Annotated in this window: 13 protein-coding genes; 8 read left to right on the top strand and 5 right to left on the bottom strand. The window is 34.3% G+C overall.

Features of this window, described 5'->3' with window-relative positions; translation table 11 throughout:
• The first annotated feature begins 56 nt into the window (after positions 1 to 56).
• Together QMO11_RS11335 and QMO11_RS11330 are read left to right on the top strand one after the other, a co-directional pair.
• Positions 57 to 422, top strand: a complete 366-nt coding sequence (locus QMO11_RS11335) for a DoxX family protein (protein ID WP_282037400.1) — start codon at positions 57 to 59, stop codon at positions 420 to 422.
• Between the two features lie 34 nt (positions 423 to 456).
• Positions 457 to 984: a lipocalin family protein gene (locus QMO11_RS11330; protein ID WP_282037399.1), complete on the top strand. Its 528-nt coding sequence runs from the start codon at positions 457 to 459 to the stop codon at positions 982 to 984.
• A gap of 51 nt (positions 985 to 1,035) precedes the next feature.
• Here the strand turns inward: QMO11_RS11330 and QMO11_RS11325 are convergent, their stop codons facing one another.
• Together QMO11_RS11325 and QMO11_RS11320 are read right to left on the bottom strand one after the other, a co-directional pair.
• A complete protein-coding gene (locus tag QMO11_RS11325; RefSeq protein ID WP_282037398.1) occupies positions 1,036 to 1,863 on the bottom strand; it encodes an endonuclease/exonuclease/phosphatase family protein in 828 nt (275 codons plus the stop codon).
• Positions 1,864 to 1,990: 127 nt separating this feature from the next.
• Positions 1,991 to 2,230, bottom strand: a complete 240-nt coding sequence (locus tag QMO11_RS11320; protein WP_068472398.1) for a CDGSH iron-sulfur domain-containing protein — start codon at positions 2,228 to 2,230, stop codon at positions 1,991 to 1,993.
• Between the two features lie 334 nt (positions 2,231 to 2,564).
• On the opposite strand from QMO11_RS11320, the gene QMO11_RS11315 reads away from it, so the two are divergent.
• The 3 genes from QMO11_RS11315 (at position 2,565) to QMO11_RS11305 (ending at position 7,250) form a co-directional block, all read left to right on the top strand.
• Positions 2,565 to 3,704 carry a DEAD/DEAH box helicase gene (locus QMO11_RS11315; protein WP_282037397.1) on the top strand — a complete coding sequence of 380 codons (1,140 nt, stop codon included), beginning with the start codon at positions 2,565 to 2,567 and terminating at the stop codon, positions 3,702 to 3,704.
• A gap of 190 nt (positions 3,705 to 3,894) precedes the next feature.
• Positions 3,895 to 5,055 carry an aldo/keto reductase gene (locus QMO11_RS11310; RefSeq protein WP_282037396.1) on the top strand — a complete coding sequence of 387 codons (1,161 nt, stop codon included), beginning with the start codon at positions 3,895 to 3,897 and terminating at the stop codon, positions 5,053 to 5,055.
• A 164-nt stretch (positions 5,056 to 5,219) separates the two neighbouring features.
• Positions 5,220 to 7,250, top strand: coding sequence for a sulfatase-like hydrolase/transferase (locus QMO11_RS11305; protein WP_282037395.1), 2,031 nt, complete (start codon positions 5,220 to 5,222; stop codon positions 7,248 to 7,250).
• A 95-nt stretch (positions 7,251 to 7,345) separates the two neighbouring features.
• On the opposite strand, the gene QMO11_RS11300 is transcribed toward QMO11_RS11305, so the two are convergent.
• Positions 7,346 to 8,266 (bottom strand): DUF6263 family protein, encoded by a 921-nt coding sequence (locus QMO11_RS11300; protein WP_282037394.1) that lies wholly within the window; start codon positions 8,264 to 8,266, stop codon positions 7,346 to 7,348.
• A gap of 225 nt (positions 8,267 to 8,491) precedes the next feature.
• Here QMO11_RS11300 and QMO11_RS11295 point away from each other — a divergent pair, with 225 nt between their 5' ends.
• Positions 8,492 to 9,196: an SAM-dependent methyltransferase gene (locus QMO11_RS11295; RefSeq protein ID WP_282037393.1), complete on the top strand. Its 705-nt coding sequence runs from the start codon at positions 8,492 to 8,494 to the stop codon at positions 9,194 to 9,196.
• A 799-nt stretch (positions 9,197 to 9,995) separates the two neighbouring features.
• Positions 9,996 to 10,850 carry an SDR family oxidoreductase gene (locus tag QMO11_RS11290; RefSeq protein WP_282037392.1) on the top strand — a complete coding sequence of 285 codons (855 nt, stop codon included), beginning with the start codon at positions 9,996 to 9,998 and terminating at the stop codon, positions 10,848 to 10,850.
• Positions 10,851 to 10,911: 61 nt separating this feature from the next.
• On the opposite strand, the gene cbiB is transcribed toward QMO11_RS11290, so the two are convergent.
• Both cbiB and QMO11_RS11280 read right to left on the bottom strand, forming a co-directional pair.
• Complete coding sequence (gene cbiB, locus QMO11_RS11285; RefSeq protein WP_282037391.1) at positions 10,912 to 11,841, bottom strand: adenosylcobinamide-phosphate synthase CbiB; 930 nt, start codon at positions 11,839 to 11,841, stop codon at positions 10,912 to 10,914.
• Positions 11,841 to 12,863, bottom strand: coding sequence for a pyridoxal phosphate-dependent aminotransferase (locus QMO11_RS11280; protein WP_282037390.1), 1,023 nt, complete (start codon positions 12,861 to 12,863; stop codon positions 11,841 to 11,843). The genes cbiB and QMO11_RS11280 overlap by 1 nt, the downstream gene beginning before the upstream one ends.
• A gap of 291 nt (positions 12,864 to 13,154) precedes the next feature.
• On the opposite strand from QMO11_RS11280, the gene QMO11_RS11275 reads away from it, so the two are divergent.
• Positions 13,155 to 14,351, top strand: a complete 1,197-nt coding sequence (locus QMO11_RS11275) for a sensor histidine kinase (RefSeq protein WP_282037389.1) — start codon at positions 13,155 to 13,157, stop codon at positions 14,349 to 14,351.
• Positions 14,352 to 14,376: the final 25 nt, after the last annotated feature.

The raw sequence follows: 14,376 nt of genomic DNA, 5'->3' as shown, positions 1-14,376 counted from the left end.
CATAGTTTCAATATCTGAGTCCTTTAAAATTTTATAAACCTCAAAAGTAGAATACAATGAAAAAAGTAAAAATTGCTTATTTAATAAGTACCGGATTAATTAGTGCTCTAATGCTTATGTCGGCTGGTATGTATTTTTTTAATAACCAAATGGTAAGAGAAACCTTCGAAGCTTTAGGGTACCCTAGTTACATTATTTACCCATTAGCCATTGCCAAAATACTTGGTATTATTGCTATATGGTCAAATATTTCACAATCACTAAAAGAGTGGGCTTACGCTGGATTCTTCTTTGATTTATTACTTGCATTTTTTGCGCACATCATGATTGGCGACGGTGAATCAACTCCTGCCATGCTAGGGACTGTACTATTATTAATTTCATATTACAGTTGGACTAAACTTAGAACAGTTCAATCATAATAATTAACTCTAGTTTAGTTTTAAAACAAAAGCCATGCGATTATCTATTATTATTTTAAGCTTTTTATTACTCACTAATAATTCTTGTAAGAGTCAGAATACTATGATTGATAAAAGCGTGGTTAAAAAGTTAGATATTGATAAATATTTAGGCAAATGGTACGAGATATCGCGTTTCGACCATAGTTTTGAGAGAGGAATGGAGGGCGTTACTGCTACCTACAGTATGCGTGATGACGGAAAAATAAAGGTTTTAAATGCAGGCTATAAAAATGGACTTGATGGCAAATATAGCTCTGCAGAGGGAAAAGCTTATATTCCAAACAAAGCAGAACCAGCCAAACTAAAAGTATCCTTTTTCTGGTTTTTTTATGGAGATTACTTTGTTCTTGATCTTGATGATGAATACCAATGGGCGCTTATAGGAAGTAGTTCTGATAAGTATTTATGGATTTTATCTCGAACCCCAAATATGAACGAGGATACATATAAAATGCTTATAAATAAACTTAAATTACGCGGATACGATACTAATAAACTAATTAGAGTAAAACATCGATAAACTTCTAAAATAAGGGAATACAGGCCATTGCTAATATTCCCTTTTTATATTTTATTCTAGTTCAGCGAGCACAGGTAAATGATCTGATGGATATAAATTATTAGCTCTTCTATCATCAATATGGCGGTAAGTATTAACTTTAAAGCCCTTACAAAATATATAATCAATTCGCCTGTTTACAATACTTTCCGTATCGTATGCATTCCATGTTCCTATGGGGCCGTATGGTTTTCTGACTGATAATTTCATAGCATCATCAAACTTTTTATTAATTATAGAGTAAGGCTTATCATCTTCGGTACAATTAAAGTCACCCATTATTATGACTTTTTGATTCTCTATTTGATAATTATCTAAAGTTTTAACGATAAGCTTTACCGCTTCTTTTCGAGCTACCTTTCCATCATTATCCAAATGGCAATTTAAAATATGTAATGTATCCCCACTCCTTCTATCTGCAAAAGACCCATAAGTGGCAATACGATAATAACTAGCATCCCATCCTTTTGAAAGCTCGTTGGGTGTTTCTGAAAGCCAAAACGTGTTTGTATCAATTAACTTGTATTTTATCGTATCATAAAATATTTGTACACCTTCACTAACACTTTCTGCTCCTTCTCGGCCAATTCCAATATAATTATAAGTTTCTAGTTGATGATTTATAAAATCAACTTGATTGTTAACAGCTTCCTGAAGACCAAAAAAATCAGGATGATAAAACGATAGTAAATCAACCACTTCAGACTTTCTAAAATCCCACGAATTATCTCCATCATTAGCCGTATCAAACTTTATATTAAACGACATTACGGATAATTGAGCATGAACCTGAATGGATGCACACACTAATAAAATGATAATAATATTTTTCCTACTCATTCTTCTTTTAATTGATAAAAAAATTAGTATTCAAATACGATACCAGTATTAAGGTGCTTATAGATTAAATACTACAAGCTAACATGCTGCTTCAAGAAATAATAAAAAAGATATTACAAATTATGGTTTACAGTTTATTGTGCGAACCATCACAGTACGGTGGATTATTGGTTTGTTTACACATACACAATGCCGCCTTAATAGGCTTATCAACAGTAAATATTTTTGGCTCAAAATCAGTGCCTTGATGAGAACCATCACAATAGGGCTGATTGGCCGATTTACCACAAGCACACCAAGCATAAGTTACAGCATCTTTTAAATCAACCATCTGAGGAACTTTTCCTGCAATTTCACCTTTTTTCATAATAGTAGTTTTTAAATTTAACAATGATGTTGTTTAATGTTGTAGGGAAATTTCGAGAGTGATAGTTTGATTTTCAGTGACAAATCTCAATTTTTAATTGCATAGCCATAGCTACGGAATAAAAATTAGCAGAAGTCAATGTAATCAAAATGTTACTCACAGATTTTCAATACAACTTGAAACAACTTCAATACCTCTCCCTTCAATTTACGTATCTTTTTACTAGTAAATATTAATATTTACCTAAAAAACACGATCACTCTTTATTTAAGCAGGTGCATTCGTAAGCTGAACTATTTAAACTACCTTTGCGGTGCAATAAAAAAATGAATATATGTCGTTTCTCCAATTAGGATTACCCCAATCAATATTAAACATATTAAGTAAACTAAATTTTAGCGAAGCTTACCCTATTCAAAAGGAAGCCATACCTGTGGTGCTAAAAAAGCAGGATTTACTAGGTATAGCCAAAACAGGATCGGGAAAAACTGCCAGTTATGTTTTACCTATATTGAGTAATTTACAGGATAGCAAAGAAGCTAAAAACCGACATGCAAAAGCTTTAGTTTTGGTGCCGACTCGCGAATTAGCTGTTCAGGTTGAAGCCGTTTTCAAATCATTTAGTATCGACCTTGAAAAAAGAATTAAAACAGTGGCTGTTTTCGGTGGTGTTGCTATAAATCCTCAAATGCAAGCATTACAAGGAGCTGAAATTGTTATTGCTACGCCAGGTAGATTAATTGAACTTGAAGAAGCTAATGCCATTAATATATCCGAAATTGAAACCTTAGTTCTTGATGAAGCTGATAAGATGTTGAATCTTGGATTTAAGGATGAAATGGATCAAATTTTTAGCAGACTTCCAAAGAAACGTCAGAACTTATTATTCTCTGCAACCTTAAGTCCCGAAGTACAAAAGGTAGAGAAATTGCTACTTCACAATCCACAAATAATTAAGATTGATGAAGATAAAGATCCTTTAGATTTAATTCAGCAACTAGCCTATTATGTTGATGATGAAAACAAGGGACCATTATTGCGTCACCTTATCGAAAGTAAAGATATGCATCAGGTATTGGTATTTACCGCTTCGGCAAAACGTGCTGATTGGGTGGCCAATAAACTAAGAGCAAATGGTATTGATGCCCGACCAATACACAGTAAGAAAAGTCAAGGCGCCAGAATGGACTTGCTTACCAAGTTTAAATACAAACACCTCAGAGTATTAGTTTCTACCGATTTATTAGCACGTGGTATTGATATTGAATTCTTACCCTATGTTATCAACTATGAGCTACCTCGTTCCCCAAAAGATTTTGTACACAGAATAGGTAGAACAGGACGAGCAGAAAATCCGGGCGAAGCTCTTTCGTTAATTACTCCTGATGAGGAACATCACTTTAGAGTAATTCAAAAGAAAATGAAAAAATGGGTAACCCGAGTTGATGGTAACGAAGTTCTTTTTAAGAGTTAATTTATAATATCTTATTCTTTTATAATTACACGAGCCATGTATTTTATTCACACAGGATAAAATACATGGCTTCTTTCGTTTTAATTTAACCTACTATTCTTTAGGAGCATTAACATCACATTAACCTTTTTGCATTTCTATTCGATTCAAAATTCAATATATTGGTGTACTGAAACTTATAACTAATATTATGAATAAGCAGAAAGACTCTCGCAGAAAATTTATTCAAAAATCTGTTGCATCATCATTAGGCCTAATCTCAGCACCATCATTAATAAGTGCTTGTGATCAAAACACGAAAATTATCTCAGAAAATAAAGATATTGAACCAATTTGGCGAAATAGAAAGGAGGGCATGCAGTATCGAATGCTAGGAAGAACTGGAATGATGGTTTCAGAGCTTGGGATGGGCACATTTCCTTACCAAACCGAAGATTGTTACCCAGTTCTTGATGCTAGTATTGAACGTGGCATTAATTATTTCGACTGTGCTTTTGCATACGGACAAGGTAAGGTGGAAGAAAATATTGGAAAGTATTTTAAACTGAGAGGGAACCGTGAAAAGGTTTTTCTTACCACAAAGCTTAGCGGTTATGGAAAAGGTAAGTATATGAAGAAGATATTTGATAACCTTTCAACGAGCGAACAAGAGAATTTACGTGCAGAAGCCGATGCTCTTTTGGCCAACAGAATGGTTTTAAGACCTGGTTATCATTTCAACTATTTCAATGGACAAGAGAACCAACTGAAAAAATCGTACCTATGGCATGTTGTTTTGCAAAAATATGGCATGAAGAAAGAGTGGAAACAAGAGATTAAAAAGCATACTTATAAATTACTTGAAGATTCGCTAAAACGGATGCAGGTTGATTATGTTGATGTTTTATTTTGTCCACACGGTTCTTCAGAACCTGATTTAAAAGATGATATCCTTCAAGAGTTATTTTCAGAGTTTAAACAAAAAGGATTAATCCGTGCTTCAGCACTATCTTTTCATAATGATGTAAATGGCAATTTAGAGGCAGCCACAGATTTGGCTTACTACGATGTGGCCATGCTCGCATACAATATCGCCAATCATGCAGCTGTTGACGCAGCTATGTATAGAGCCAAGCAATCTGGTATGGGATTAATTGCAATGAAGGTTTCAAGGCTTTACGTTATGGATAATAAACCTGATTGGATTGTAGATAAATTGAATTCAATTATTCCTGATGAGAATTTATCTAAGTTTGCAAAGTCGTACCTATGGGCCTTACAAAATCCCAATTTAACTTCGTGTTTATCACAGATGGAAACAATAGAAAAAATTGATGATAACTTAAAAGCCATAGGACAACAACAGGTGTGATAAATAATTATAGCCACTTACATTTTTAATATCACAAGCCATTTTTCAGGAAGGTAAAATAGTACCATTTTGAGGTAAATTTCAGGAATAGTTCGAGCTAAGAATCTATTAATATTGCAACATAATTAACAGATCTTAATAATTATTTACACAAAGCAACAACTATGAACTTAAAATTTACATCTATTCTCCTCTTTTTACTTGGCATCACTTTTACCGTCTATTCGCAAACCCAAGGAACACGACCTAATATCATTGTAATATTAGCAGATGACCTTGGATACGGTGACGTAGGATTTAATCGCGACCAGAATTATCCTGCAGATAGAGGCATAATACCAACTCCGCAACTAGATGCCCTAGCCACTAATGGTATTATTTGCTCAAGTGCACACGTGGCTCACCCATTCTGTGGTCCAAGTAGAGCAGCTATTATGACAGGTATTTACCCACATCGAATTGGTGCTCAATATAACCTACCCAATGATATCACCACTACTTTAGGGATTCCTGAAAATGAAATTTATTGGTCAAAGGTTGTTGACCAAACCGGATATCATTCAATGGCACTTGGTAAATGGCATTTAGGCTTTACCGAAGGAAAATACCAACCTATGGATAGAGGGTTTGATGAATTCTTTGGCTTTTTAGGAGGAGGAAAAAACTACTTCAGAAGCGAATACGATAATGTATGGTACAAAAATCCAGAGGATCATGCAGATTATAATGCTCCTAAGGATAATCCTAATACAAACGAGTATCTTGATCCTTTGCAAAGAAACCGAGATTATGTGGATAGAAAGGAATTTGGCTCTGATGAATATTTAACCGATATTCTGACCGACCAAGCCATCGACTTTATTAATAGAAAAGGCGGTGATGCTGATAATCCTTTACTAATGTACCTTGCATACAATGCACCACATACTCCTCTGCAAGCTCCGCAAAATGAAATTGATCAATTCTTAATTGACAACCCTGCTTTTGAACAAAACATTAGAATTGATGGTGGTTACATTCGCACTTCGGACCCGGTTTCAAAAAGCAATAATGTTGATAAGGAAGCCCAAAGTTATGTTCAAGACGATGGCCGTGTTTGGAACGACCTTACGGAAGAAGAAAAAAATGCAGAACGCATTTTAGCCGAAGAACGACTATTTGAAAAAATGGTTGATGCACGTATTGTGTACGCCACAATGGTTGCTAATTTAGATAAAAACGTAGGTAGACTGACTCAAAAGTTAAAGGACATGAATATTATGGATAACACCCTTATTGTATTCTTTAGCGATAACGGAGGGTATACCTTTAGTAAGGGAGCTGTAAATTATCCGCTCAACTCATTAAAAGGTAGTGTAGATGAAGGAGGACATAGAGTTCCTTTCTTTATACATTGGCCTAATCAAATTGCAACACCAAGTACTTATCCATACCAAATTAGCGCACTCGATTTGTATCCTACTTTTGTAAACTTAGCAGGAGGAACAATCCCAATTACTAAAACCATTGATGGATTAGACTTTATGGATAAAATGTTGGCTGGTGAAGAAGTAAGGCCCAACCAAACAATTCATGTACTTCGTCCGCAAAACGGATTCCACAACGCAGCTATAATCTCTTATCCTTACCGCATCACTCGCAAAGGAGGCAATGGTCAGTGGAAATTATTCGATGTTAATGTTAACCCTGAAAAGCAATTAAGCGGAAGCATTGACGGAAAGCCTGTGCAGGATATTATTGATGAACTAGTAGGCCAAGGTGCCGATTGGATTAGAGAATTCAAAGACGTAAAACCGGCCTGGTTTGATCACGACAGAGGTGATGGACATCCTCACCGTATTCTTTGGTTCGGAGAAGATATGGTTGGTAATACTGCCGATGTGGTGTTCCCCGGATACAGCTCAACCTATAACGATGCTACTCTTGATGAAGCTACTGCAATTAATCAGATATTTGATAACATTTGCACCGTTTACCCAAACCCAATAAAAAATAGTTTTAATATTACTTTCGATACTTCAATCGATAATCTTGAGATAGAAATACTAAACCAAACAGGACAAATCATTAAACGAATTAAATCATCTAATGTACACCGTTCTACTGTTGATGCTAATGACTTGGCAAGCGGCATGTATGTATTACGCATAAAGGCTGATGATAACTTAAGCGTAGAAAAGGTTATTAAACTATAATACCAAAAACATCATCTCATAAAAACAACACGGGCTTAACTTTAAAAGTTAAGCCCGTGTTATGCTATATATCTTAATCTATTATACTTAAAAACCTATCTTCTTTCTAAAGTAGTACTTGAGGTTACTGAAACCGGTATTTGCATATCTTCCTCACCTTCCTTTTTACCCAACATTTCAATAAAGCCCGATATGCTTTGTTTCTGCCACCCCTTTTCAAACCAACCATCGTTCTGGTTAACTGTAAATTTTGAATGGTTATTTCCGTTTAAATTAAAACGCATCAACATGCCATCCATATTGGCCTCCTGAGCATCTGCCGACACTTTTCCCACGCTAGAAATAATCCAATTATTATTATCGGCCGATTCTAATGTCCAATTACTCATTAAATCAGCTTGCAGTGCCGATGTTAAACGCGTTTCCGTAGTCCATTTGTCTCCAACCTTCTGCTTTTCATCAGGATAAATAGACAAAATCATTTCCATATTACCCTTCAACGATTCTTCTCCAAAATGCGAATTCATAGTACCTTTAATACGCTCCAATGATCGTGTTGAAGCATAAATTAAAGCTTCGGCAGCATCCTCAATAATCTGATCCATTCCATCAACCGAAACCACTTTACCTTTTGGTGTAATTACCATGGTAAAATCCTTATTCACAATACCATCGTACATCAAACCAATGTTATCTGTTTTCTCAACTGGTAAACTCGAATCGTATAACACATTAAAAAACATACTTTTAATTTGAACCGATAAAGTTTCAAAAGCAACTTTCAGAGTAATATTCTCTCCCTCAATTTTTGTAGGTGTAAATCGTGTAATACCTCTAAATGAATTATCCACCTCTTGATCCATCGGACCAATAGTTTGCGTAATATTTAATTCCGTAGCCTGATAGAATTTATAGGTCTTTCCAAGCTCAAGCTGATACCTGAGATCATAAGACTGTGCACTACCAATGATACAGAAAAATAAAAATGTGGTTATAATAAGAGATTTAATATTCATAGAATCTGATAAATTTGAAATAACAAAATTCGATATATGCTAAATTAGGATTTGCTTACTCGCAGTATTCATTTAAATACAATGCATGCATTTGCTGTGCTAAATTACATTTTTTCACTTTATAACCTCGTATTTTTTCATTTATTAAGCTCTGTAACCCTAAATAAACAAAGCTTTTTGTACTTTTGCGCCTCCACAATAAACAGTATACAAAACAAAATTAATATGGCAGGTCAATTATATTTAATTCCTACAACTTTAGGTGATAGTACTATAGAGCGTGTAATTCCGAATGACATCATTGGTATGGTAAAAGAAATAAAGCATTTTATTGTTGAGGATGTTAGAACCACGCGTAGGTATTTAAAAAAACTTGATAGGTCAATAAATATTGATGAGCTTACCTTTTACGTATTAAATAAGCGCACCACCGATAAAGAAAAAAGTAGTTTTCTGAATGCTGCAAAAGCCGGAAACGATATGGGTGTTATATCAGAAGCAGGCTGCCCTGGCGTTGCCGATCCGGGTGCCGATATAGTTGCTACAGCTCACTTCTTGGGCATTAAAGTAGTTCCTTTGGTTGGACCATCATCTATCCTGCTTGCCCTAATGGCTTCGGGTATGAACGGACAAAGCTTTGCCTTTAACGGATACATTCCCATTAAAACCGATGAACGTACTAAAAAAATCAAACAGCTCGAAGGCCGTTCTCTCTCCGAAAACCAAACACAGTTATTTATCGAAGCACCTTTCCGTAACAACCAATTGCTTAAAGATATTTTGGCTACCTGCAAAGGCAATACCCGCATTTGCATAGCCTGCGATATTACTTTAGAAACAGAATACATTAAAACAAAAACTGCTAACCAGTGGAAAAAAGAAATACCAGAACTACACAAACGACCTGCGCTATTTCTACTTCACGCGTAACAGATATAAAATATACCCAAGTCCTAATCTGCAATTGCGGATTAGGACTTCTTATTAAACACAAACCTTTTAATTTTGCCACAACCCTAAATATTTGGGGCTTCCCCTGCGGGTCGGGCAATCCGCTGTATCTTTGCTTCGCCAAAAAGGGCTCACAAAGGATGCCGCTCCTATCCCTAAGCCAACTGGGTTCGCAGTATGCATCAATAATAAACTCCCTTGTACATTTCACTGCCTCTCAAACAAGCCCAAGAAACAACCAACTACGCAAGCGCGAAACAATGGTTCACCTCTCAAAATATGCATCACACAAATGTTGATACCTTGAACCACTGGCGAAAAGTACCTCCTCCGAAATGTTGATGGTATGCCTCGATGCCCAAAATACCAACAACATAAACGGGAAGGCTCAACCATGAGGCGAAAATGGTATCCCATAAATCTAGATGGTTCATATTCGCCGAAAAAATCGAAAAAACATTTTGTAAATACCATTTTGTCTGAAATTTAGTACTAAAACATGTCGGTAAAGGTAGTTTTAGCCACCCATACAGCCCATCTCCTATTACACATCGCTACTTTTTTATTGATAATACCACATTACGCAAATGTAAAAGGTATTTACACCACCACATCACTAGTTCAACATTTTGTTGGTGGGCTATCCACACGAAAAATGCATATTCCATACCTAATAATAAATTTAGTATCTTACTAACTATAGGGTTTATAATTCACCTTTGGAATTATAGGAAACAGATTATCAAGCAATATAAAAACTCCTTAAAATTGAAATAAAATGACTACACAAAAAATTGCAGTAACAACAGCAAGCGGAAATTTAGGAAGTACCATTATAAAACACCTAATAAGCGAAATAGGTGCAGAAAATATAGTTGGTATAGCACGCACCCCTGAAAAAGCGAAATCACTTGGCGTTGAAATCAGAAAAGGAGATTATAACAATAAGGAAGATTTTACAGAAGCATTAAAAGGTATTGATGCTGTGCTTCTGGTATCAGGTATGGATCATCCAGATAAACGTATTCAACAACATCGTAATGTAATAGAAGCAGCCAAAAGCAATGGTGTAAAAAAAATAGTTTATACTAGTATATTCGGTGCCGAGGAAGGTAATGCTTTTAGTCCCATTGTGGCAAGTAACCGCCAAACAGAAGAGGATATACGAAACTCGGGCTTACAATGGGCTATTGGGAGAAACGGTATATATATTGAGCCTGATTTACAATATATAGATACTTATACCAAAGAAGGCGGTATAATCAACTGTTCTGGTGATGGACGGTGTGGTTACACTTCGCGCCAAGAATTGGCTTTTGCTTATTTTAAAATGCTAATTAACGATAGCCTAATTGGTGGAACTTATAGTTTATTTGGAGAACCTATTACACAACAAGAACTAGCCAGTGCCATTAATAAGAACTTTGATACTAACTTGGTATACAAAAGCATTTCGGTTACGGACTATGTTAATAATCGCAAAGAAGCCTTGGGCGAATTTATGGGCACAGTAATTGGCGGAATTTATGAAGGGATTAGAACAGGAAAATTTGATGGCATTTCCGACTATCAGAAAGTAACACAACGTAAACACAAATCAATTGATGAAATGATTCAAGAGTTTAAAAATTAATCTTGAATAAAATACCTTGAGAAGAAGGAAAACTAATTTCCTTCTTTTTTATTATAACCAATTAGTACATCAAATAAATAGAGCACAATATCAACATTACAAAAGAAGTAGCTGCATTAATCACAGCTGCTTTTTTAATATCCTGAAAAGTTATTTCCCTTTCATTTTCACCTATATAAGGCTTATCTACCAACTTTCCATGATATACATTCGGGCCTCCAAATCTACAATTTAAAATACCTGCTAAAGCTGATTCAGGATAGCCGGCATTGGGACTTGCATGCTTATGTCCAAACTTAAATATGAAGCTAAAACCTCTGTAACTAAAAGATACAAGCACCATTAATAATGCTGTCAAACGTGCTGGTATATAGTTAGCAACATCATCAACTATGGCAGCAAACTTTCCAAAATAAAAATAGCGCTCACTTTTATACCCAATCATAGAGTCAAGCGTATTAATCATCTTATAAGCAAACATTGCCGGTATACCGCCAATCGCATAATAAAACATTGGTGCTATTACTCCATCGCTAAGGTTTTCGGCTAAAGTTTCAAGAACAGCAGTGCGAATTTCTTGAGCATTTAATTGGCTAGTATCTCTTCCTACTATATAGCTTAGCTGCTTTCTACCCGCTTCTAAACCTTCCAACTCCAACACAGAGTTTACTTTTAAACCTTCCTTTATTAAAGTATGATTAGCTAAGCCATAAAAAACAAACACCGATACTATTACAAGACTAGCTATTGCATGCTGTGCCGAAAACTCTGCTATCAAATAAAAAGCTCCATAACTCAATCCAATTAATAAACTTGTCAATACTGCTCCCTTGGCAAATCTATTCTTTTTAGTATTGAGCTTCTTCTCACCGAAAGCAATACAGTTTCCAAATAGTTTTATAGGATGAGGCCATGAATAGGGATCTCCAATAATAGCATCTAGCATAAAACCTATTAATAAGGCTAGTAAAGGTATATATTCTGTCGACATCATTTGCTTACAAATTCTTTAATGGCATTAGCGCATTGTGTATTATAATCTTCTCCTTGAATTGCCAATCTGAAATAAGACGCATCAAGACCTTCGAAATTTGAAGCTTCGCGTATTAAAAATCCGTAATTACCGATTAAGTAACTCTGCAAATCAGCAGCCTTATGATTGATCAGCTTACATAAAAAGTAATTGGTTTCCGATGGAATTACTTCTATGCCATCAATTGCGTTAACTGTGTTTTGAAATTGAAGTGATTCTTTTTTTAGTTCTTTAGTATCAATTGTAAAGTCATCGAGATGATTAAAAATATAACTACCTGCATCAAGCGCTATACTATTAACACTCCATGGCATTCTATAAGCGGCAACCTTATCTCTGAGAGCTTCATTTGCAATAAAATAGCCCAATCGTAAACCAGGAATAACACATTGCTTAGTCATTGATTTTACTATAAATACATTATCATATTGAGAAATTAAACTAATTGCAGAATTAAAATTATTACACACCTCAGCATAAGCTTCATCAATAACAAAAACCTTTTCCTTATTTTCCTTTAGTAATTCTTCAATGGTATGTATTTGCAGTACTTTACCATCCGGGTTATTAGGATTACCAATCCAAACCAAATTTGCATCAGAATCTTTTACCTTATCTAAATCTGCACTTCTAATTGTTTCAATTGAATGTTTATATAATAGAGGTGCATCATTATACTCTGAAAACGAAGGAATAACAATTAACGACTTCTTACAACTAAAAGCATGTGCAATCAAATAAAATGCTTCAGTTGCACCGTTAGTGATACAAACTGAATTATGAGTTAATCCATATGAATTGGCGACAATTTGCTGCAAATTAATAGCATCAACAACAGGGTAGTTAACTACATTATGTATTGTACTTTCAAGGTAAACTGATAAATTAGTATTTAAACCTCTATACCAAATATTGGAACTAAAGTCTTTCTGAATTAGCTCCTTTATATTAAAGTGTGAATTGCCATGTCCGTTGAGCATTTTGTAATCTTAGTAGTGAGTAATTAAGGGCAACAAAAATATACTTTTATATTGTTAATGACGCAGAAATTACTGAAATTTAATTAGTCATATATTGTAACAAGTTAGAGTCAGTATAGATATTAAATTTGAATAGTATCTATCATAAGTTTATTTACTAAATCATTTTTTATATATTCGCACCACACTCACATTAATTACAACATGCTGCCTAAGAAAAAAACTCGTTTCCCAAAGAAACGGCCCATTAAACTATTGGAGTATATTTTAAGCATAATAGACACTGATAGTATGACTAGATATTTTGTAGCCATATGCTTTGCTGTTTCTGTATTATCTACATTTATAAACATTGCTCTAGACTTACCTCCTAGCTTTACATACATAACTGTAGGGTTCTCTTTTTTTTATGGTACACTATTAGTAATCTGCAAAAGGAACTCAAGTTCAAGACTATGCAAACCATTAATTTTATTATCCGTTTTTAGTGCCATAAATATAGTGTGGTTTACAAATGGTGGCAGCTTAGGACCCACCGTAATTATATTTCAGGCTATTCTTCCCATCTTTCTATTTATTATAAAAATAAAAAACAAAGGACTTATTGTGGTTCTAGCATGGTTAAATATATGTGCACTATTCATTATTGAAATAATCTACCCTGAAACTATAGTTGGATATTCAAATATGACTTTCCGTTTTTATGATGTATTTATAGTTTTTATAATATTCCTACTTATTGAGATACCGATACTATACCTTATTAAAGAACATCTCATAAATGAAAAAGAGAAAGCGAAAAGATCAGAGAAAATCATCTCTTCTTTTCTTGCCAATATGAGTCATGAAATTAGAACTCCAATGCATGCTATTATAGGGTTTTCTGATATTTTAATGGATGACAACATCGATAAATCTACTCAAAACCTTTATCAAAATTTAATTAAAGATAATGGGAATAAACTCCTCAGAATAATTAACAACATGGTAGATGCATCTAAACTTGAATCAAATTCGATAAACGTTCATAAAAAATCGTTCCTGATTAAAAGTACTTTTGATAGATTAAGACAAAAGCACCTATCTCAGATACCAGTTAACAAAACAGTCACAATTGGTTATAAACTACAAAATGAGAATATACTCTTAGAATCAGATGAAAGTATAATATTTCAGATATTATCAAACCTTATTTATAATGCAGTAAAATACACTGAAAAAGGTCATGTAGAATATGGTTTAATTGAAGAAGAAAACAAATATAAACTATATGTTTCTGATCATGGAAAAGGAATTTCTGAAGAAGCTAAAAAAAGGATTTTCGACCGTTTTTCTATTGATGAAACCATTCATATTAATACCAATGATGGAGTTGGTTTAGGTTTAGCTATTTGCAATGGGCTTACTACTTTATTGAAAGGGAAAATAGAACTAGACTCTTCTCCTGAAAAGGGAAGTACTTTTTACATAGTCCTAGATAAGGAATAAATTTTTCAATCCTGTTAAAATAATA

The sequence above is a fragment of the Saccharicrinis aurantiacus genome (assembly GCF_947489045.1).
GTDB classification, from domain to species: Bacteria; Bacteroidota; Bacteroidia; order Bacteroidales; family Marinilabiliaceae; genus Saccharicrinis; species Saccharicrinis aurantiacus.
Note: the sequence above shows the minus strand (reverse complement) of the source record. Positions and strands in the feature narration are given on the sequence as shown.

Bases quoted from the DNA above. Each gene is read 5' to 3' on its own strand.
- QMO11_RS11335 (WP_282037400.1), top strand. From the start codon at position 57: ATGAAAAAAGTAAAAATTGCTTATTTAATAAGTACCGGATTAATTAGT.
- QMO11_RS11330 (WP_282037399.1), top strand. From the start codon at position 457: ATGCGATTATCTATTATTATTTTAAGCTTTTTATTACTCACTAATAAT.
- QMO11_RS11325 (WP_282037398.1), bottom strand. From the start codon at position 1,863: ATGAGTAGGAAAAATATTATTATCATTTTATTAGTGTGTGCATCCATT.
- QMO11_RS11320 (WP_068472398.1), bottom strand. From the start codon at position 2,230: ATGAAAAAAGGTGAAATTGCAGGAAAAGTTCCTCAGATGGTTGATTTA.
- QMO11_RS11315 (WP_282037397.1), top strand. From the start codon at position 2,565: ATGTCGTTTCTCCAATTAGGATTACCCCAATCAATATTAAACATATTA.
- QMO11_RS11310 (WP_282037396.1), top strand. From the start codon at position 3,895: ATGAATAAGCAGAAAGACTCTCGCAGAAAATTTATTCAAAAATCTGTT.
- QMO11_RS11305 (WP_282037395.1), top strand. From the start codon at position 5,220: ATGAACTTAAAATTTACATCTATTCTCCTCTTTTTACTTGGCATCACT.
- QMO11_RS11300 (WP_282037394.1), bottom strand. From the start codon at position 8,266: ATGAATATTAAATCTCTTATTATAACCACATTTTTATTTTTCTGTATC.
- QMO11_RS11295 (WP_282037393.1), top strand. From the start codon at position 8,492: ATGGCAGGTCAATTATATTTAATTCCTACAACTTTAGGTGATAGTACT.
- QMO11_RS11290 (WP_282037392.1), top strand. From the start codon at position 9,996: ATGACTACACAAAAAATTGCAGTAACAACAGCAAGCGGAAATTTAGGA.
- cbiB (WP_282037391.1), bottom strand. From the start codon at position 11,841: ATGTCGACAGAATATATACCTTTACTAGCCTTATTAATAGGTTTTATG.
- QMO11_RS11280 (WP_282037390.1), bottom strand. From the start codon at position 12,863: ATGCTCAACGGACATGGCAATTCACACTTTAATATAAAGGAGCTAATT.
- QMO11_RS11275 (WP_282037389.1), top strand. From the start codon at position 13,155: ATGACTAGATATTTTGTAGCCATATGCTTTGCTGTTTCTGTATTATCT.